Genomic DNA, 19,640 nt, shown 5'->3' on the forward strand with positions numbered 1-19,640 from the left:
TCTCTTTTCCAAGGCGACTTGCGTGACGCCGGCTGGACGATTCACACCCAGCCGGTGGCGTAGAACACCCCGATCACCACGAACACCGCCAGGGTCTTGATCAGGGTGATGGCGAAGATGTCCTTGTAGGCTTGGCGATGGGTCAGGCCGGTGACGGCCAGCAGGGTGATGACGGCGCCGTTGTGGGGCAGGGTGTCCATGCCGCCGGAGGCCATCGAGGCGATGCGGTGCAGCACTTCCATTGGAATGCCGGCGGCGTTCGCGCTGGCGATGAAGGTATCGGCCATCGCCGCTAGCGCGATCGACATACCGCCCGAGGCCGAGCCGGTGATGCCGGCCAGCGCGCTCACCGTGACCGCTTCGTTGACCAGCGGGTCGGGGATCGCCGATAGCCCCTTCGCCACCATTAGGAAGCCTGGCAGGGCGGCGATCACCGCGCCGAAACCGTATTCGGAGGCGGTGTTCATCGACGCCAGCAGCGAGCCGCCGATGGCCGACTTGGTGCCTTCGGCGAAGCTTGCGACAACCGGCTTCCAGGCGAACGCCAACACGCACAGGATGCCGACGATCAACGCGCCCATCACCGCCCAGATCGCGGAAATCTTCGAAATTTCCAATACGACCGGCGCCGGGTTGCCGATCACCGCCGGGACGAATTCGTGCTGCGCGCCGTAGATTTTCGGGATCACCAGGGTGAACAGCTTGTTGCTCACGCCCACCAGCAGTAGCGGCAACAAGGCGATCAGCGGATGTGCCAGCGCGCCGCCGGAGAATGCGACCGGCTCGTTGACCAGCGCGGTTTCATCGCCATAGCCCTCGCCGTTTTTCTGGGCGGAGCGACGCCGCCAGTCGAGGTAGGTCAGGCCGACCAGCAGGATGAAGATGCCGCCGATCATGCCCAGCACGGGGGCGGCCCAGGTGTCGGTCTTGAAAAAGGTGGTGGGAATGATGTTCTGGATTTGCGGGGTGCCCGGCAGCGCGTCCATGGTGAAGGTGAAGGCGCCGAGCGCGATGGTGCCGGGGATGAGCCGCTTGGGGATGTTGCCCTGGCGGAACAACTCGGCGGCGAACGGGTAGACCGCGAAGACCACCACGAACAGCGATACGCCGCCGTAGGTCAGGAGCGCGCAGACCAGCACGATGGCGAGCATGGCGCGCTCGGCGCCGACTAAGCGGATGGTGGCGGAGACGATGGATTTCGAAAAACCCGAGATTTCGATCAGCTTGCCGAATACCGCCCCAAGCAGAAACACCGGAAAGTACAGCTTGAGGAAGCCGACCAGCTTGTCCATGAACAGGCCGGTGAACATCGGCGCCACCAGCGAGGGGTCGGTCAGTAGTACCGCGCCGAGCGCCGCCACCGGCGCGAACAGGATCACGCTGTAGCCGCGGTAGGCCACGAACATGAGGAAACACAACGCGCCCAGCACGATCAGGAACGACATCGACAACCCCCTCGCCATATGGCGGAAACATCGGCGCAGTCTGGCGCGGGCGCGGCGGGCGTCCCATTGTCCGAAAGTACGATGCGGCGGGCGGGGCGGGCCGCTCCAGCGGGTGGGTTGGCCGGCGTGGGGGGGCGGCCACCGGCCACGGTACGGGTGCCGCCGCAAGGCCGGCGTGTCGCCGGTCGCGGGGTTCCGGCACTGGCTGCGCCGTGGCGGGTGCTGGCGGCGCGGTGTTCTGGGGAGCGGCTGGGTGTCGGTGGTGTTTTCGTATCCGCCGCTCGCCTATGCTTCTCCGATGAGCTTCCGCGTCACACCGACATGCTGAGCGCCATTACCGTCATCGCCAGCGGGCTGGGTTGGCTGCTGCTGATGTTCGCCGTCGCGCTTTACGCCGAGCGCCGCCCGCAGGCGTTCGCGCGCCACTGGCGGCATGTCTATGCGTTGTCGCTGGCGGTTTATTGCACCTCGTGGACCTTCTTCGGCATCGTCACCCAAGCGGCGGGCTACGGCTGGCCGTTGCCGCCCACCTTCGTCGGCACGCTGCTGCTGTATGCCTTCGCGGCGGTGGCCTTGGTGCGGCTGGTCAGGTTGTCGCGGGCGTCGAACGCCACGTCCATCGCCGATCTGATCGCCACCCGGCTCGGCAAGGATCCTTGGCTGGCGGCGACCGTCACGCTGGTCGCCGCGCTGGGTCTTATTCCCTACATCGCCCTGCAATTGCGCGCGGTGTCCTCGGGCTTCGGGCTGTTGGTCGGCGATGTCGCGCAATCGACCGGCTGGGGCGACAGTACCTTGCTCATCGCACTGGCGATGGCGGCTTTCGCGATTGCCTTCGGCGCCCGCCATGCCAATGCCGCCGAGCACAATCGTGGCCTGGTATTGGCGATGGCTTTCGACTCGCTGTTCAAGCTGGTGGCGATGCTGGCGCTGGGCGTGTTCGTGTGGTGGACGCTGGGCGATGCGATGCCCCGGCGGCCGCCACCGCCGCCGGCCGCCGATGGCTTCGTGCCGCTGGTGGTGTTGGGCGCGTTGGCGATGTTCACGCTGCCGCATCAGTTCCACATGGGCGTGGTGGAATGCCGGGACGCCTCGCATGTGCGTACGGCGCGCTGGTTGTTTCCGCTGTACCTGGTACTGATCGCGCTGCCGGTGCTGCCGTTGGCGCGGATCGGCCAGGCGGTGCTGGGCGAGACGGTACCGTCCGATTCCTATGTGCTGGCGTTGCCGCTCCTGCAAGGGCACGGCGGCATGGCGCTGTGGGCTTTCCTCGGCGGCCTCAGCGCGGCGACCGGCATGGTGGTGGTGAGTACGCTGACGCTCAGCTTGATGATCGGCAACCACTGGCTGTTGCCGTGGTTATCGCGCGAATGGGGCCGGGCCGGACAGAGTGATCTGCGGGGGACGGTGCTGCGGCTGCGGCGTCTCGGTATCGTCACGATCATGCTGCTGGCCTGGGCGTTCAGCCGCTCGATCGCCGGCAGTTCCACGCTGGCCGATGTCGGTGCGTTGTCGTTCTCGGCGCTGGCGACGTTGGCGCCGGCGCTGGCTTTCGCCGTGTGGCGGCCGAGAACACCGCCCTTGGCGGTGACGCTGGGCATCGTCGCGGGCTTCCTCGCCTGGATCTGGGCCTTGCCATTGCCGCTGATGCTCGAAGCCACGCCCGTCGCGCCCGCCTGGCTGCGCGAAGGCCCGCTCGGCATCGCCTGGCTGGCGCCGGATGGTCTGTTCGCTTTGATTGGCTGGAGCCGGCTCGGGCGCGCCGTCACGGCCAGCCTGTTGATCGGCGCCGTGGTGACGTGGCTGCTCGCCGCCTGGCGGCGCCCGGCCGCGCGGCGGGCGCGACGCGGGTTGTCGGTGCAGGTGCTGCGCCCACTGGCGCAACGTTTCCTGCCGCCATCGCGGGTGGATGCGCTGTTGACGCGGTTGCCGGGCGGGGCCATCGTGCCGGGCACGGTCGAAGACGAAGTGGAGCACGAACTGGCGGCGGTGATCGGCGCGGCTTCGGCGCGGGTGTTGCTCAACGCGGCGCGGCGCGAGACCGGGCGCGACCTCGATACCGTCGCCGACATCGTCGACGAAACCGCCGAGGATCTGCGTTTCAACCAGCGGGTGCTGGAAGCGGCGCTGGAGAACATGAGCCAGGGCATCAGCGTGGTCGATGCCGACTTGCGGCTGGTGGCATGGAACCGCCGCTATGCTGAGATGTTCGGTTTCCCGCCGGGGCTGCTGAAGGTCGGCTTGCCGATCGCCGAGGCCAGCCGCTTCGCGCTCGCGCGGATGCCGGAGCGGCACGACATCGAAGCCGGGTTGCAACGTCGCCTGGCCCACATGCGCACCGGCACGCCGCACCTGTCGGAACGCGTGTTGCCGGATGGCAGCATCATCGAGATTCGCGGCAACCCCATGCCAGGGAGCGGTTTCGTCGCCACCTTCACCGATGTCACCGCGTTCCGCCAGGCCGAGAGCAAACTGAAATCCGTCAACGAGATGCTGGAACAGCGCGTCGGCGAGCGCACCGCCTTGCTTGAAGGCGCCAAGCGCGAGGCCGAGCGCGCCAGCGAGGCCAAGAGCCGTTTCCTGGCCGCCATCGGCCACGACCTTTTGCAGCCGCTGCATGCGGCGCACCTGTTCGCCGCCGCCTTGCGGCGACGGGTGCGCGCGGAAGAATCGCGTCGCCTGGCCGAGCAGTTGACCGGAGCGCTCGATTCCACCACCGCGCTCATCACCGACCTGCTCGACATGTCGCGGCTGGAGGCCGGCGGATTGGTCGCGGAGCCGCGCGCGTTCGCCCTGCGCGAAGTGCTGGAGCCATTGCTCAGCGAGGGCAGGGCGATGGCCGCCGAACGCGGGTTGCGGCTGCGCTTCGTCGCCAGCAGCGCCTGGGTGCGCGGTGACCCGCAACTGTTGCGCCGGGTGGTACAGAACTTCCTGTCGAACGCGCTGCGGCACACCGCGCGGGGCCGCGTGCTGGTCGGCGTGCGCCGCGCCGGCCGGCGGCTGCGGATCGAGGTGCACGACACCGGCCCGGGCATTGCCGAGGCACAGCGCGCGTTGATCTTCGAGGAGTTCCGTCGTGGCGAGCACGCCAGCGGGCAGGGGTTGGGGTTGGGCCTTGCCATCGCCCGGGGCATCGCCGAAGTGCTGCGGGCGCCGATCGGCCTACGTAGCCGGGTGGGGCGCGGTAGCGTCTTCGACATCGAATTGCCGCGTGCCACGCCGTCGAAAACATCGCGCCAGGGGGGCGGCAGACTGGCCGGCCTGCGCGTGCTGGCGGTGGATAACGATTGCGCCGCGCTCGATGCGCTCGCCACCGTGCTGCGTGGCTGGCGCTGCGAGGTGGCGGCCTGTGGCGATGGCGTATCGGCATTGGCCGCGCTACAGGAGGAAGCGGCCGATCTCTGGCTGTTCGACCATCACCTAGATGACGGCGATGACGGCATCGCGCTGTATCGACGACTGTCGCAATATTTCGTTCCGCCGCCGACGCTGCTGCTCAGCGCCGACCGGACTGGGGCCGTTCGCGCCGCCGCGCAGGAAGTCGGCTTGCCGCTGTTGATGAAGCCGGTGCGGGCGCTGGCTTTGAAGTCGATGCTGGACCGGCTGTTGGCCGCACGCGGCGCGCCGTGAACCGAGGCCGGAGAGCGGCCGGGCATTTGTCCACAGAAGATGTGCAGGCCCCTGTCGGCAAGCCTGTGGATAACTGCATTTGGCCGCGTCCTTGTTGGTAATCGCGAAGGTGGCGAAAAATTCGCCACGCCTGGCCGCGCTTTCCACAGCCGGTGTGGATGCCCCTGTCGGCAAGTCTGTGGAAAACCCGCGCTGCCCTTGTCCCGCAAGGCTTGGAGAAAAGTGGCGTTTTTTTCGCCAGCCTGCGCGCCGGTGCCGGCGCGGCTTCCACCCGGCTTCAGTCGATGGATATGAGCGTGGGGTCTTTCAACTCCAGCTCGCGGAGCACCACGCCGGCCTGGGTGCGGTTGCGCACGCCGAGCCGCTCGAAGATCGCCGAGAGATGCGCTTTGACCGTGCGCTCCTGCACTTGCAGGCGGTCGGCGATCTGCTTGTTGATGAGCCCCTCGGCGACCAGCGCCAGAACCCTGAACTGTTGCGGAGACAGCCTGGCGAGACGGGCGGCGAGGGTGGCATCCACCGGTGCGGAAGCCGCGTTGGCGACCGCTTCGCGCAGCCCGGCCGGCAGCCATGTCTCGCAATCGAGCACGCTGACGATGGCCTCGCGCAGTTCATCAAGACCGGCACTTTTCGGCAGGTAGCCGGCCGCGCCGTGGTCGAGCGCGCGCCGGACCACGCGCGGGTCGTCATTGGCGCTGACCACGATCACCGCCACTTCGGGGTGTTGCGCGCGCACCGCGGCCAGTCCGGCCAGCCCGTGGCTGCCGGGCATGTGCAAGTCGAGCAGCACCAGGTCGATACCTGGATGCGCATCCAACACCGCCAGTACCTCGTCCAGCGATCCGGCTTCGTGCGGCACCGCATCGCCCAGCGCGTCCTGCGCCGCTTGCTTGAGCGCGGCGCGGAACAGTGGATGGTCGTCGGCGACCAGAAGCGAGCTGGCGTTCATCTTGCCAAGGCTAGCAGCTTCACGCGCCATCGCGGAGCGTGTCATCCCGCTTCGGCGCCGGGCCGGGCTTGCCCGGGTTTGCATGCCCTTGTGCGCCTGCTCTCCCGGTCTTATCATGTCGCGCTTGGTCGGGGCCGCCCAGCGGTTGCCGTCACCAGCTTCGCAAGCCGCAGGACAGAGCGCGCTTGCCGGCTCGGGCCGCCACGGGCCGCGCATCGCGCCTCGTGGCACCGGAAACCAGCTGTACCGGACAGGGGCCCTCGCGGCCCCTGCTTGTTTTCCCGCTTCGGAATCTGCACAACACGATGGACAAGGTACGACAAATCAGCGAACTGCTGGCGCCCACGGTCGCCGCGCTCGGGCTCGACCTGCTTGGCGTGGAATACCTGACCATGCCGGGCGGCGCGGTGCTGCGTCTGTACATCGACGTGCCCGCGGCCGAGGCCGAAGGCGAAAACCCGCGCTTGGTCGGCATCGACGAATGCGAGCAGGTGAGCCGGGAAGTGTCGGCGCAACTGGACGTGGAAGACCCGATCTCCGGCCACTACACGCTGGAAGTGTCCTCGCCCGGCCTCGACCGCCCGTTGTTCACCCCGGCGCAGTTCGCCCGTTTCGCCGGCGAGCGCGCCAAGGTCGGCCTCAAGTTGCCGCAGGACGGCCGCCGCCGCCTGACCGGGCGCATCGTCAAGGTCGAGGGCGACAGTATCCATTTCGATGTCGATGGGCAGCCCTTCGTGGCCGCCTTCGACAACATCGACAAGGCCCGCATCGTTCCCGACTGGGCCGCGCTGGGCTATGCCGCCGACAAGCCGGGCAAACAGGCCGGTGCGAAAAAGAAACCCGAATCCACCCCCAACGAGGCGGACGAACCCGCCGATGCGGAGTCTGAAGAATGAGCAAGGAGCTGTTGCTGGTTGTCGAAGCGGTCGCCAACGAGAAGGGCGTGCCGAATGAAGTCATCCTTGAAGCGATCGAGGCCGCGCTGGCTTCCGCCGCCAAGAAGCGCTACCCCGAGCAGGATGTCGCCATCCGCGTCAGCATCGATCCGAAGGACGGCAGCTACGAGACCTTCCGCCGCTGGGAAGTGGTGGCCGACGACGTGGTGATGGAATCGCCCGACCGCCAGATCCGCCTGATGGACGCGGTCGATGAAAGCGACGGCGCCGAGGTCGGCGATTTCATCGAGGAGCAGATCGAGAATGCCGAGTTCGGCCGCATCGCGGCGCAGGCGGCCAAGCAGGTGATCGTCCAGCGCGTGCGCGAGGCCGAGCGCCAGCAGGTGGTCGATGCCTGGAAGGACCGTGTCGGCGAGCTGGTCACGGGTACCGTCAAGCGCGTCGAGCGCGGCAACATCTACGTCGATCTGGGCGGCAACGCCGAAGCCTTCATCCCCAAGGACAAGGGCATTCCGCGCGACATCCTGCGCACCGGCGACCGCGTGCGCGGCTATCTCTACGACGTGCGCAGCGAGCCGCGCGGCCCGCAGCTTTTCATCAGCCGCGCCGCGCCGGAATTCATGATGGAGCTGTTCCGGCTGGAAGTGCCGGAGGTCGGCCAGGGCCTGGTCGACATCAAGGCCGCCGCGCGCGATCCGGGCGATCGCGCCAAGATCGCCGTGCTGGCCTACGACAACCGTACCGACCCGATCGGCGCCTGCATCGGCATGCGCGGCTCGCGCGTGCAGGCCGTGACCAACGAGCTGAACGGCGAGCGCGTGGACATCGTGCTGTGGTCGGACAATCCGGCGCAGTTCGTCATCAACGCGATGGCGCCGGCCGAGGTGCAGTCGATCATCGTCGATGAGGACAAACACTCGATGGATCTGGCCGTGGCCGAGGAACTGCTGGCCAAGGCCATCGGCAAGGGCGGCCAGAACGTGCGCCTGGCCAGCCGCCTGACCGGTTGGCAGCTCAACGTGATGACCGCCGACCAGGTGCAGGCCAAGAGCGAGGCCGAGCAGATCGCGGCGCGTCAGTTGTTCGTGGACAAGCTGGAAGTGGACGAGGAAATCGCCGGCATCCTGGTCGGCGAAGGTTTCTCGACGGTCGAGGAAATCGCCTACGTCCCGGTCGGCGAACTGCTCGCCATCGAAGGCTTCGACGAGGACATCGTCGAGGAACTGCGCGCCCGCGCCCGCGATGCGCTGATCAACGACGCGCTGGCCGCCGAAGAGGAGCTGGAGGAAAACCAGCCCGCCGAGGACCTGCTCACGCTCGAAGGCATGGACGAGGCCACCGCCTATGTGCTGGCTTCGCGTGGCGTGCGCACCCGAGAGGAACTGGCCGAGCTGGCGGTGGACGAGATCACCGACATCGAGGGCATGGACGAGGAGCGCGCTTCGGCGCTGATCATGGAAGCGCGCAAGCACTGGTTCGAGTAACGAACCATGTAAGCCCGCAGTAAAATCGAATACCGGCCGCCGGCTCCCGCCGCCGGCCCGCAACAGGGAATCGCATGTCGCAGAAAACCACCATCCGCAAGCTCGCCGAACTGGTCAACACGCCGGTCGAGAAGCTGCTGGAGCAACTTTCCGAAGCCGGGATGCCGTTCAGGGACGCCGACGAGGAAGTAACGAGCGCGCAGAAAATCAAGCTGCTCGGCTTCCTGCGCCGCGCCCATGGCCGGGGCGACGAGGCCGCCGGCGAAACCGCCGCGCCGAAGAAGATCACCCTGAAGCGGCGCCAGACCGAGGAAATTACTGTCGGCGGCGGTAAGAACAAGCAGACCGTCGATGTCACCGTGCGCAAGAAAGTGGTGCTCGCGCGCAAGCCGGCGCCGGGAGGCGCGGCCGCCGCGGCGGCGGAAAAGAAGATCGTGCCGGTGGATGACGAGCACGCCGAGATCCTGCGCAAGCTGGAAGAATCCAAGCGCCGCAACCTCGAAGAGCAGCAGCGCCTGGCCGAGGCCGACCGCCGGCGCGCGGAAGAAGCCGAAGCCGAGCGTCAGCGCGCCGATGAAGCGGCCCGCCGCGCAACCGAGGCCGCCGCCGCCACCGCCGAGCCGGAAATCTCCGAGGCGCCCGCCGTGCGCAAGCCCGCTCCGAATGCGAATGCCGCGCCTGCCGCGCCGCGCGTGGTTCGCCCCGAGCCGGCCCGGGATGATCGCAAAGGGCACAAGTCGCGCGGTTCGCACGCGATGGTGTCGGGCGTCGAGGATGACGACAGCACCGCCCGTTTCGCCGGCCAGCTGCATCTCTCGGCCGCCGATCGCGCCCGTCGCGGCGTCAGTCGCGGCAAGTCCAGGGGGCGTCGCGTCGAGCAGTCGCGCAGCGGCGGCGGCGAGCATGGTTTCCAGCGCCCGACCGAGAAGATCGTGCGCGAAATCGCCATCGGCGAGGCGATCACCGTCGGCGACCTGGCGCAGAAGCTGGCGCTGAAGGGCGGCGAGGTGGTGAAGGCGCTGTTCAAGATGGGCGTGATGGCGACCATCACCCAGACCATCGACCACGACACCGCGGTGCTGGTCACGGAGGAACTCGGCCACAAGGCGATGCGCGCCGATGCCGGCGACGCCGAGACCGAACTGCTCGCCCACGTCGAGGATCGTCAGGGCGAGGCCAACTCGCGCCCGCCGGTGGTCACCATCATGGGCCACGTCGATCACGGCAAGACTTCGCTTCTGGATTACATCCGCCGCACCAAGGTGGCGACCGGCGAGGCCGGCGGCATCACCCAGCACATCGGCGCCTACCACGTGGAAACGTCGAAGGGGGTGATCAGCTTCCTCGATACGCCGGGCCATGCCGCGTTCTCGCAGATGCGTGCGCGTGGCGCCAGGCTCACCGATATCGTGGTGCTGGTGGTGGCGGCCGACGACGGCGTCATGCCGCAGACCCGCGAGGCCATCCAGCACGCCAGGGCGGCCAAGGTGCCGTTGATCGTCGCCGTCAACAAGATCGACAAATCCAGCGCCGATCCGATGCGGATCAAGAACGAACTGCTGGAAAGCGAAGTGGTTGCCGAGGAATTCGGTGGCGATACTCAGATGGTCGAGCTTTCCGCCAAGACCGGCCAGGGCGTGGACGATCTGCTTGATGCGATCAGCCTGCAAGCCGAGGTGCTGGAGCTGAGGGCGGTGGATGAAGGCCGCGCCGCGGGCGTGGTGATCGAATCCGCGCTCGACAAGGGCCGTGGCCCGGTCGCCACCGTGCTGGTGCAGCAGGGCCGGCTCGCCAAGGGCGATTACCTGGTGTGCGGCGTGCAGTACGGCCGCGTGCGCGCGCTGTTCGACGAGACCGGTCGCCAGGTGCCATCGGCCGGGCCGTCCATCCCGGTGCAGGTGCTGGGCCTGTCCGGCGTGCCGGACGCGGGCGACGATTTCGTGGTCGTCGCCGACGAGCGACTGGCCAAGGACGTAGCGCAGCAGCGCGATGCCAAGCGCCGCGAAACCCGCCTCATGAAGCAGGCCGGCAACCGCATGGAAGACGTCATGGCGCAGATGGGCCAGGGGGCGGCGCAGCAGCAGCTCAACCTGGTGGTGAAGGCCGACGTGCAAGGTTCGGTGGAGGCGCTGCGCGAGGCGCTGACCGCGCTCTCCAACGAGCAGATCCGCATCCACGTGATCGGTTCGGGTGTGGGCGGCATCACCGAATCCGATGCCCAGTTGGCCGCCACCTCCAAGGCCACGGTGATCGGCTTCAACGTCCGCGCCGATGCTTCCGCGCGCAAGGTGATCGAAGGCAACGGTGTCGATTTGCGCTACTTCTCGATCATCTACGACGTGATCGATCAGGTGAAGCAGGTGGCCTCGGGGCTGCTCGGCGTCGAAATCCGCGAGGAGATCATTGGTATCGCCGAGGTGCGCGACGTCTTCCGCAGCTCCAAGTTCGGCGCCGTCGCCGGCTGCATGGTGGTCGAGGGCGTGGTGCGCAAATCCAAGCCGATCCGCGTCCTGCGCGATTCGGTGGTGGTGTTCGAGGGCGAACTGGAATCGCTGCGTCGCTACAAAGAAAATGTCGACGAGGTCAAGGAAGGCACCGAATGCGGCATCGGCGTCAAGGCCTACAACGACGTCAAGGCCGGCGACCAGATCGAGTGCTTCGAGCGCATCGAAGTGCAGAGGACGCTGTAAGCGATGGCCGGGCAGCGCAAGTCGTTTCATCGTACCGACCGGGTGGCGGCGCAGATGCGCCGCGACCTTGGCAGCCTCGTCCACGAAGCGGTGCGCGAACTCGGCCTGCCCTCGGTCAGCGTGTCGGATGTGGAAGTAACCCGCGATCTGGCCCATGCCAAGGTTTTCGTCACCGCGCTCATGAGCGAAAACTCGGCCGAGGCCGTGGCCGGACTGCAACGGCACGCCAGGGAAATCCGCTTCCAACTGGCGCAGGCGATGAAGCTGCGCCATGTGCCGGAGCTGCATTTCCACTATGACGACTCGGTGGATCGCGGCGAGCGCATCGACGCATTGCTGCGCGATCTGCCCGATACGAGCGGCCAACAGGAATGACCGACGCCGGGTTCGCCCGGCGTCTTCGTTTTCGTCGCCTACAATTTTCCGCATGTCGAAACCGCGTACCCGCCACCGCTTCCGCAAACTGCACGGCATACTGCTGCTGGACAAGGCCAGCGGCCCCAGCTCCAATCAGGCCTTGCAACGGGTGCGTCACCTGTTCCGCGCCGAGAAAGCCGGGCATACCGGCGCGCTCGACCCCCTGGCCACCGGCCTTCTGCCGATCTGTTTTGGCGAGGCGACCAAGATTGCCGGCGGGCTGCTGGGCGCGCGCAAAGCCTACGAGACCGTGGCCCGGCTCGGCGTCACCACCGATACCGACGACGCCGAGGGCGAAGCGTTGCGCGAACGCCCGGTGCCAGCGCTCGACATCGCCACCATCGATGCCGCCTTGGCGGCGCTCAGCGGCCGTATCCGGCAGGTGCCGCCGATCTATTCGGCACTCAAGCGCGGTGGAGAGCCGCTCTATGCCAAGGCCCGGCGCGGCGAGACGATCGAGATCGAGCCGCGCGAGGTGGATGTCCACGAATTCAGCTTGCAATCGTCGGCCGATCTGCTCGACCCGGCACCCAAGCTGCGCTTGCATGTGGAATGCGGCAGCGGCACCTATGTACGCGCGTTGGTACGCGACCTGGGCGAACTGCTCGGCTGCGGCGCGCACGTCGCCGAACTGCGTCGGCTCTGGGTCGATCCTTTTCGCGAACCACGAATGTGGACGCTACAAGCGCTGGAGGCGATGGCCGAACGCGGTGAACATCATCTCGACGCTTGCGTGCTGCCGATCGAAGCCGGGATGGTGGCCTGGCCCGAGGTGCGGCTGAGCGAGGCGCAGGCAGTGAAATTCGGGCAAGGCCAGAAATTGAAAGGCCCCTTCCGCTGCCGTGGAGAAGTCGTGGCCTGCGACACCGAAGGCCGCGCGCTCGGCCTGGCCCAGGTGGACGAAACCGGCGACCTGCGTGGCAAGCGCCTGTTTGCCTGGGCCGCGGGCGGCCCGGTCTGAGCCTGGTCCTTCCGCTTGGCGCTATAGTCGCCGGTTTCCCGGCGGAGTCGGCGTCATGTATCGCCCATTCGTTGTTTTCGTGCCTGTTCTCGCTCTTTGTCCGTCTTGTCCCGGCCGTGGCCAGGCAGCCGCCGTCAAGGCGATGAATGACGTGATGGCGCGGGCCGGGCGGCTCAACGCGGGCATGCCGCGGGCGGCCGACGATGCCGGGAACGGCGGTTGAGCACCGATACGACGACGCGTCCGCGTGGCGGCTGGGGCGAGGTCCTGCTGACCGCGCTGGCGCCGGTGATCTGGGGCACCACTTACATCGTCACCACCGAACTGCTGCCGCCCGGCAAGCCGTTCACCGCGGCCCTGCTGCGGGTACTGCCGGCCGGCCTGTTGCTGGTGGCATGGACACGCTGCCGGCCTGGTCCGTCCGCCTTGCTGAAGTTGCTGGCGTTGGGGGCGCTCAACATCACCGTGTTCCAAGCCCTGCTGTTCGTGGCCGCGTACCGGCTGCCGGGGGGGCTGGCGGCCGTGCTCGGCGCGATCCAGCCGCTGATCGTGATGGCATTGATCTGGGCTTTCGATAGCCGAAAGCCACGGATTTTCGCGGTGCTCGCGGCATCGATGGGAATCGTCGGCATGGTGATGCTCTTGCTGGCGCCGGGCGCGCGCTGGGATGCCATCGGTGTGCTGGCGGCGCTCGCCGGTGCCGTCTGCATGGCCGTCGGCACCTGGCTCATCCAGCGTTGGCGCCTGCCGATGCCGGTGCTGGCCCTGACCGGCTGGCAGTTGTTGCTTGGCGGTCTGCTGCTGTTGCCGCTGGTGCTGGCGGGCGAGGGATGGCCCGCGGCGATGACGCCGCGCCATCTCCTGGGGTATGGCTATCTCTGCCTGTTCGGGGCGGTGATTTCCTATGCCCTGTGGTTCCGTGGCCTGACCCGGTTATCGCCGGTGGCGGTGGCCTCGCTTGGCTTGCTGAGCCCGCTGAGCGCGGTGCTGATCGGCTGGATATGGCTTGGCGAGGCCATGCGCGGCTGGTCGATGCTGGGGATGGTGACGGTACTGGCCAGCGTGATCGCGGTGCAGCGGGCGATGCGCGACCTCCGTTTGCCAGCGACCGAGCCGCAACGATGATCGCCGGATCGCCGGATCGCCGGATCGCCGGATCGCCGGATCGCCGGATCGTCGGATCGTCGGATCGTCGGATCGTCGGATCGTCGGATCGTCGGATCGTCGGATCGCCCGACGCCATGGCTTGACCTCGGGCACAGTGCCGCCTTGCCCGGCATCTTCATCGGGGCTACAATTCGCGCGCCGTTTTTTCGGCGATTTTCAATCATCACAGTTCGCGGCGAACCCGCGGTGCGCCCCCTGAAGCCCATGGCGGACAGGGCGTTCCTGTGGATTCCGCATCTACCAAGAGAGACGTTCATGTCCATCGACACCGCCAAAGTCATCGAAGACAACAAGCGCGGCGCCAACGACACCGGTTCGCCGGAAGTCCAGGTCGCCCTGCTCACCGCGCGCATCCAGCAGCTCACCGAGCACTTCAAGGTGCACAAGCAGGATCACCACAGCCGTCGCGGCCTGCTCAAGCTGGTCAATCGCCGTCGCAGCCTGCTCGATTATCTGCATCGCAAGGACGCCGAGCGCTATAAGGCCTTGATTCAGAAGCTGGGTCTGCGTCGCTAAGACTTACCCCAACCGCGGCGTCGAAAACGCCGCGGTTTCGTTTGTGCGTTATCGCAATATCGCCTCACCCCGCAACACACACGCCGGCCGGGCAGGGGTCCGCCGGTTCATTCGCAAGCTAGCGCAAGCATCCAAGGAACACACGTGGCCAAAATCACCAAGACCTTCCAGTACGGCGGCAAGACCGTCACCCTTGAAACCGGCGAAGTCGCCCGCCAGGCCGGTGGCGCAGTCATCGTGTCCTGCGAAGGCACCGTGGTGCTCGCCACGGCCGTCACCGCCAAGACGGCGCGCGAGGGGCAGGACTTCTTTCCGCTGACGGTCGACTACCAGGAGAAGTTCTATGCTGGCGGTCGCATTCCCGGCGGCTTCTTCAAGCGCGAAGGTCGTCCGACCGAGAAGGAAACCCTGATCAGCCGTCTGATCGATCGCCCGATCCGCCCGCTGTTCCCCGAGGAATACCGTAACGAAGTCCAGATCATCGCGCAGCTGGTCTCGCTGAACCCGGAAGTGGAAGGTGACGTATTGGCGATGATCGGCGCCTCCGCCGCGCTGTCGCTGTGCGGCTCGCCGTTCCAGGGCCCGATCGGCGCGGCCAAGGTCGGCTACAAGAACGGCCAGTACCTGCTGAACGCGGGTGTCGAGGCGATGAAGGATTCTGAGTTGGAGCTGGTCGTCGCCGGTACCCGCGACGCCGTGCTGATGGTCGAATCCGAAGCCAAGGAGCTTTCCGAGGACGTGATGCTGGGCGCGGTCATGGCCGGCCACCGCGAGTTGCAGAGCGCCATCAATGCCATCAACGAGATGGTGGCCGAAGCCGGTGTCGAACCGTCCGGCTGGGAAGCCCCGGCCAAGAACGAAAACCTGATTGGCGAGTTGGTCGGCAACATCGGCGACAAGCTGAAGAGCGCCTTCGCCATCATCGACAAGCTGGATCGCCGCGATGCCATCAACACGCTGCGCCAGGACATCGCCGACCATCTGTCGCCGAAGGTCGAGGCCGAAGGCTGGAAGATCGCCGACTTGTTCAAGGAATTCGGCGAGCAGGAATACCAGACCATGCGCCAGTCGGTACTGTCCACCAAGAAGCGTATCGACGGCCGCGGCCTGACCGACGTCCGCCCGATCAGCTGCAAGATCGGCGTACTGCCGCGCGTTCACGGCTCGGCGCTGTTTACCCGCGGCGAAACCCAGGCACTGGTCATCACCACGCTGGGCACCGCCCGCGATGGCCAGGTCATCGACGACGTGGCCGGCGAGTGGAAGGAGAACTTCCTGTTCCATTACAACTTCCCGCCCTACTCGGTGGGCGAGACCGGCCGCTTCGGCGCGCCCAAGCGCCGCGAAATCGGCCATGGCCGCCTCGCCAAGCGCGGCGTGCTGGCGATGATGCCGAGCATCGAGGAATTCCCCTACACCGTGCGCGTGGTTTCCGAAATCACCGAATCGAACGGCTCCTCGTCGATGGCTTCGGTCTGCGGCTCCTCCCTGGCGCTGATGGACGCCGGCGTGCCGGTGAAACGTCCGGTCGCGGGCATCGCCATGGGCCTGGTGAAGGAAGGCAACGATTTCGTCGTGCTGTCCGACATCCTTGGCGACGAGGACCACCTCGGCGACATGGACTTCAAGGTGGCGGGCTCCGAGGCCGGCATCACCGCGCTGCAGATGGACATCAAGATTCAGGGCATCACCGAGGAAATCATGAAGGTGGCGCTGGCGCAGGCGAAGGAAGGCCGCCTGCATATCCTGGGCGAGATGGCCAAGGCGATCACCGCGCCGCGCGACGAATTGTCCGAGTACGCGCCGCGTCTGTTGACCATCAAGATTCACCCGGACAAGATCCGCGAAGTGATCGGCAAGGGCGGTGCGACCATCCAGGGCATCACCAAGGAAACCGGCACCCAGATCGACATCCAGGACGACGGCACGATCACCATCGCCTCGGTCAACAACGCCGCCGCGCTGGCCGCCAAGGCGCGCATCGAACAGATCACCAGCGATGTCGAGCCGGGCCGCATCTACGAAGGCAAAGTGGCCAAGATCATGGATTTCGGCGCTTTCGTGACCATCCTGCCGGGCAAGGACGGCCTGGTGCACGTTTCGCAGATCTCCAACGAGCGCGTCGAGAAAGTCAGCGACAAGCTCAAGGAAGGCGACGTGGTCAAGGTCAAGGTGCTGGAGGTCGACAAGCAGGGCCGCATCCGCCTGTCGATGAAGGCAGTGGAAGAAGGCGAAGGCGCGCCGGCCGAATAAGCCGCGCATCATCGTCGCGTTCTCGGAAAGCGGGCTTCGGCCCGCTTTCTCTTTGCCGGCGCGATGTTGGTGATTCGTCGTTGCGGGCCGGGGGCGGGATCGTTGGCGGTCCGTGTTTGCCTGACCATGCGCGGGCCTGATTCGGCCGGTTTCCGGCCGTGGCGCGTGACTTCGCGCGCGCCCTCGCGTCACCGCCTCGCGCCGACGTTGGCGCCGGTATGCTTGTGCCATCGAATACCGATGCGATCCAAGATGAAACAACGTCATTTCTCCATGCTGCGCGATTTCCACCTGGCCGATTGGTTCACCCTGGCCAATGCTTTCTGCGGTACCGGCGCGATCTTCGCCGCGATGCGCTTCCTGCAAGATGGCGTGGTGCGCGATCTTCTGGTTGGCATGGTGTTGATCCCGCTGGCCTTCGTCTTCGACGCGCTCGATGGCCGCATCGCCCGCTGGCGCAGAGTAGCTTCGACGCTGGGGCGGGAACTGGATTCGCTGGCCGACGTGATTTCCTTCGGCGTGGCACCGGCCGCGTTGGCCTATGCCTGCGGCATGCAGGGCGGCTGGGATTGGGCGGTGCTGAGTTACTTCGTTGGCTGCGGCGTCAGCCGGCTGGCGCGTTACAACGTCACCGCCGAGCGGCTTTCCGGGGACGAGGGCAAAGTCAGGCATTTCGAGGGCACGCCGATACCGACCAGTCTGGCGCTGGTGATCGTACTGGCGGTGGCCGTGTGGCAGGGCGCGCTTGGCGAGCGGCTTTGGTTCGGCGTGGTCGAACTGGGGCCATGGCAACTGCATCCGTTGGTGCTGATGTTCGCCGTTTCCGGCTCGCTGATGATCAGCAAGACGCTGCGCATCCCCAAGCCCTGAGCGATTTCGCCGCTGCCGGGATCGCCATAATCGCGCCGCGCGCGCGTGCTAGCATCGACCCGAACACGGAGGAACTATGGCGAAACAAGCGAATTGGCCGGGCGATTTCGAGGCGCTGGCACAGCAATACTGGCGTGGCTGGAACGAGATGATGCGGCAAGTCGCCGACGTGGCTCATCCATCGCCGTTCACCTCCGCGCCGGGCTTCTCGATACCGGGCTTCAATGGCCCGGCCTTTGCCGCCTCGCCGTTTTCCACGCCCGGTATCGGCGTGTCCGGCATGGGCGGCTGGCAGGACATGCTGGGGCAGTGGAGCCGGCTGGCGGCATCGTTGGGCGGGCAGCCGCAGCCCGATCTTGCCGGCACGCTCAACGATACTTTCGGCCGCTTCCAGTCCCAGGCCGGTAACTGGTACGGACGCATGCAGCAACTGGCCGCGCAAGTGGCTGGGCAGGGCATGGGCGCGGCCGAGATCGCCGCCAAGTGGAAGACGCTGCTGGAACAGAACGGCGAAGGCGCCTGGCTGGAAATGTTCCGCGCCATGCAGTCGCCGCAGGCGCATGGTTTCGAGCAATGGTACGAAGCGGTGCAGCCGTTGCTGGCCGGCTGGCGCAGCGAGGCGCGTGGCTGGCTTGGCCTGCCGACCATGGGCCTGGCCCGGGAGCATCAGGAGCGCTTGCAGAAATTGATGCAGGCCCAACTCGATTATCAGGACACGCTGGCGGCGTACCGCACCGCATTGGCGCATTCGGCGCAGCGGGCCTATGAGAATTTCGAGGAAAAATTGTCGGAGCACGAAGCGCCGGGGCTGGAGATCACCAGTGCGCGCGCCCTGTTCGATCTCTGGATCGACGCCGCCGAGGACGCCTTCTCCGAAATGGCGCTGTCGGCCGATTATCGGGAGGTCTATGGGCGGATGGTCAATGCGCAGATGAAGCTGCGCCAGGACGTGCAAAAGGAAATCGAGCACGCCACCAGCCTGATCGGCATGCCGACCCGCACCGAGATTGAATCGGCGCACCGCAAAATTGCCGAACTGGAGCGGGCGGTGAGACGCATGCAGCGCAGCGAGGCGGCTTCGACCACGCGCGAACACGCCGCGCCAGCCAAGCACTCGTCGGCGAAGCCGGTACCGGCACGCAAGGCGGCACCGAAGCCATCCTCGGTGAAGCCCGTGGCGAAAAAAACCGTCGCCAGGAAAGCCCCTGAGAAAAATGCGACAGCGAAGAAAGCCCCCGCGCGCAAGACTCCCCAAAAAACCGTGAAACGGAACCGCTGACATGACCAGCCCGCTGAAGCTCACGCCCGAGGAACTCGCCAACGAGGCGATCAGGATGCAATCCAAACTGGTCAGCGGGCTGGAAACGCTGCGTGAGGTTGGCAACTTCGATTATGGCGCCACCGCTCGCGAGGAAGTCTGGCGCGACGGCAAGACCGTGTTGTACCGCTTCATCGGGCCGAAGGCGCCGCGCGCGCGCGTTCCCATCCTGGTCAGCTACGCGCTGGTCAACCGTCCCTACATGATCGACTTGCAGGACAACCGCTCGTTGGTGCGCGGCTTGCTGGAACGCGGTGAGGATGTCTACGTCATCGATTGGGGCTATCCCGACCGTTCCGACCGCTGGCTCGATCTGGAGGACTACATCCAGCGCTTCATTGGCGGGGCGGTGGATCATCTATGCGAATCGCATGGCGTTTCAGCGGTGAATCTGCTCGGCATCTGCCAGGGCGGCGTGCTGGCGTTGTGCTATTCGGCGCTGAATCCGGCGAAGGTGCGCAATCTGATCACCATGGTCACGCCGGTCGATTTCCAGACCCCGGACAACATGCTGTCGAACTGGACGCGGGCGATGGACGTGGATCTGTTCGTGGATACGCTGGGTAACGTTCCGGCCGACCTGATGAATTTTTCCTACCTCATGTTGAAGCCGTTTAGGCTCAACCTGCAAAAGTACGTCGGCATGGTGGACATCCTCGACGATGCCAAGGCGATGGAGGACTTCCTGCGGATGGAGAAATGGATATTCGACTCCCCCGACCAGGCCGGTGAGGCTTTCCGCCAGTTCATCAAGCAGTTCTATCAGCAAAATGGGTTGATCAACGGTGGCGTGGAAATCGGCGGGGAGGAGGTCGATCTCGGTTTCGTCGACATGCCGGTGCTCAACATCTATGCCGAGCAGGACCACCTGGTGCCGCCCGATGCTTCGCGTCCGCTGAAGGGCTTGATTGGCAGCGACGATTACACCGAACTCAGTTTCCGTGGCGGACACATCGGTATCTACGTCTCCAGCCGCGCGCAGAAGGAAGTGCCGGATACCATCCATTCCTGGCTCAAGAAACGCTGATGCGGCCAGGCGCGATA

Annotated in this window: 15 protein-coding genes; 13 read left to right on the forward strand and 2 right to left on the reverse strand. The window is 66.3% G+C overall.

Features of this window, described 5'->3' with window-relative positions; all coding sequences use genetic code 11:
- Nucleotides 1–41 precede the first annotated feature (41 nt).
- Entirely contained in the window at nt 42–1,445 is a 1,404-nt protein-coding gene (locus EBB59_RS01980; RefSeq protein ID WP_122100467.1) for a GntP family permease, read from the reverse strand.
- Between the two features lie 321 nt (nt 1,446–1,766).
- On the opposite strand from EBB59_RS01980, the gene EBB59_RS01985 reads away from it, so the two are divergent.
- The gene (locus tag EBB59_RS01985; RefSeq protein ID WP_122100468.1) at nt 1,767–5,075 is read left to right on the forward strand and encodes a hybrid sensor histidine kinase/response regulator; all 3,309 of its coding nucleotides are present in this window, start codon (nt 1,767–1,769) and stop codon (nt 5,073–5,075) included.
- Nucleotides 5,076–5,352: 277 nt separating this feature from the next.
- On the opposite strand, the gene EBB59_RS01990 is transcribed toward EBB59_RS01985, so the two are convergent.
- Nucleotides 5,353–6,069, reverse strand: coding sequence for a response regulator transcription factor (locus tag EBB59_RS01990; protein WP_245978928.1), 717 nt, complete (start codon nt 6,067–6,069; stop codon nt 5,353–5,355).
- A 260-nt stretch (nt 6,070–6,329) separates the two neighbouring features.
- Between EBB59_RS01990 and rimP the strand changes: the two genes are divergently transcribed.
- The 12 genes from rimP (at nt 6,330) to EBB59_RS02045 (ending at nt 19,623) form a co-directional block, all read left to right on the forward strand.
- Nucleotides 6,330–6,920, forward strand: coding sequence for a ribosome maturation factor RimP (gene rimP / locus EBB59_RS01995; RefSeq protein ID WP_122100470.1), 591 nt, complete (start codon nt 6,330–6,332; stop codon nt 6,918–6,920).
- A complete protein-coding gene (gene nusA, locus EBB59_RS02000; RefSeq protein ID WP_122100471.1) occupies nt 6,917–8,404 on the forward strand; it encodes a transcription termination factor NusA in 1,488 nt (495 codons plus the stop codon). The genes rimP and nusA overlap by 4 nt, the downstream gene beginning before the upstream one ends.
- Before the next feature lie 74 nt (nt 8,405–8,478).
- The gene (gene infB, locus EBB59_RS02005) at nt 8,479–11,094 is read left to right on the forward strand and encodes a translation initiation factor IF-2 (RefSeq protein WP_122100472.1); all 2,616 of its coding nucleotides are present in this window, start codon (nt 8,479–8,481) and stop codon (nt 11,092–11,094) included.
- A 3-nt stretch (nt 11,095–11,097) separates the two neighbouring features.
- On the forward strand, nt 11,098–11,469 hold the full coding sequence (gene rbfA / locus EBB59_RS02010; RefSeq protein WP_122100473.1) for a 30S ribosome-binding factor RbfA: 372 nt from the start codon (nt 11,098–11,100) through the stop codon (nt 11,467–11,469).
- Between the two features lie 52 nt (nt 11,470–11,521).
- Nucleotides 11,522–12,472 (forward strand): tRNA pseudouridine(55) synthase TruB, encoded by a 951-nt coding sequence (gene truB / locus EBB59_RS02015; protein WP_122100474.1) that lies wholly within the window; start codon nt 11,522–11,524, stop codon nt 12,470–12,472.
- 219 nt (nt 12,473–12,691) lie between these two features.
- Complete coding sequence (locus tag EBB59_RS02020; protein WP_122100475.1) at nt 12,692–13,597, forward strand: EamA family transporter; 906 nt, start codon at nt 12,692–12,694, stop codon at nt 13,595–13,597.
- Nucleotides 13,594–13,722, forward strand: coding sequence for a hypothetical protein (locus tag EBB59_RS14355; RefSeq protein ID WP_281273203.1), 129 nt, complete (start codon nt 13,594–13,596; stop codon nt 13,720–13,722). The genes EBB59_RS02020 and EBB59_RS14355 overlap by 4 nt, the downstream gene beginning before the upstream one ends.
- Before the next feature lie 172 nt (nt 13,723–13,894).
- Nucleotides 13,895–14,155, forward strand: a complete 261-nt coding sequence (rpsO, locus tag EBB59_RS02025) for a 30S ribosomal protein S15 (RefSeq protein WP_122100476.1) — start codon at nt 13,895–13,897, stop codon at nt 14,153–14,155.
- Between the two features lie 144 nt (nt 14,156–14,299).
- The gene (gene pnp, locus EBB59_RS02030; RefSeq protein ID WP_122100477.1) at nt 14,300–16,408 is read left to right on the forward strand and encodes a polyribonucleotide nucleotidyltransferase; all 2,109 of its coding nucleotides are present in this window, start codon (nt 14,300–14,302) and stop codon (nt 16,406–16,408) included.
- A 240-nt stretch (nt 16,409–16,648) separates the two neighbouring features.
- A complete protein-coding gene (locus EBB59_RS02035; protein ID WP_211327676.1) occupies nt 16,649–17,278 on the forward strand; it encodes a CDP-alcohol phosphatidyltransferase family protein in 630 nt (209 codons plus the stop codon).
- A gap of 76 nt (nt 17,279–17,354) precedes the next feature.
- Nucleotides 17,355–18,557 carry a class III poly(R)-hydroxyalkanoic acid synthase subunit PhaE gene (phaE, locus tag EBB59_RS02040; protein ID WP_122100478.1) on the forward strand — a complete coding sequence of 401 codons (1,203 nt, stop codon included), beginning with the start codon at nt 17,355–17,357 and terminating at the stop codon, nt 18,555–18,557.
- A gap of 1 nt (nt 18,558) precedes the next feature.
- Nucleotides 18,559–19,623, forward strand: coding sequence for a class III poly(R)-hydroxyalkanoic acid synthase subunit PhaC (locus tag EBB59_RS02045; protein WP_122100479.1), 1,065 nt, complete (start codon nt 18,559–18,561; stop codon nt 19,621–19,623).
- The last annotated feature ends 17 nt before the right edge of the window (nt 19,624–19,640 follow it).

This window comes from Solilutibacter pythonis (genome assembly GCF_003697345.1).
Taxonomy (GTDB): Bacteria; Pseudomonadota; Gammaproteobacteria; order Xanthomonadales; family Xanthomonadaceae; genus Solilutibacter; species Solilutibacter pythonis.

Excerpts from the sequence above, each read along its gene's own strand:
- rbfA (WP_122100473.1), top strand. The coding sequence starts at position 11,098 with ATGGCCGGGCAGCGCAAGTCGTTTCATCGTACCGACCGGGTGGCGGCG.
- nusA (WP_122100471.1), top strand. The coding sequence starts at position 6,917 with ATGAGCAAGGAGCTGTTGCTGGTTGTCGAAGCGGTCGCCAACGAGAAG.
- truB (WP_122100474.1), top strand. The coding sequence starts at position 11,522 with ATGTCGAAACCGCGTACCCGCCACCGCTTCCGCAAACTGCACGGCATA.
- rimP (WP_122100470.1), top strand. The coding sequence starts at position 6,330 with ATGGACAAGGTACGACAAATCAGCGAACTGCTGGCGCCCACGGTCGCC.
- phaE (WP_122100478.1), top strand. The coding sequence starts at position 17,355 with ATGGCGAAACAAGCGAATTGGCCGGGCGATTTCGAGGCGCTGGCACAG.
- EBB59_RS01990 (WP_245978928.1), bottom strand. The coding sequence starts at position 6,069 with ATGACACGCTCCGCGATGGCGCGTGAAGCTGCTAGCCTTGGCAAGATG.
- EBB59_RS01985 (WP_122100468.1), top strand. The coding sequence starts at position 1,767 with ATGCTGAGCGCCATTACCGTCATCGCCAGCGGGCTGGGTTGGCTGCTG.
- EBB59_RS02045 (WP_122100479.1), top strand. The coding sequence starts at position 18,559 with ATGACCAGCCCGCTGAAGCTCACGCCCGAGGAACTCGCCAACGAGGCG.
- rpsO (WP_122100476.1), top strand. The coding sequence starts at position 13,895 with ATGTCCATCGACACCGCCAAAGTCATCGAAGACAACAAGCGCGGCGCC.
- infB (WP_122100472.1), top strand. The coding sequence starts at position 8,479 with ATGTCGCAGAAAACCACCATCCGCAAGCTCGCCGAACTGGTCAACACG.
- EBB59_RS01980 (WP_122100467.1), bottom strand. The coding sequence starts at position 1,445 with ATGTCGTTCCTGATCGTGCTGGGCGCGTTGTGTTTCCTCATGTTCGTG.
- EBB59_RS02035 (WP_211327676.1), top strand. The coding sequence starts at position 16,649 with ATGCGATCCAAGATGAAACAACGTCATTTCTCCATGCTGCGCGATTTC.
- EBB59_RS14355 (WP_281273203.1), top strand. The coding sequence starts at position 13,594 with ATGATCGCCGGATCGCCGGATCGCCGGATCGCCGGATCGCCGGATCGC.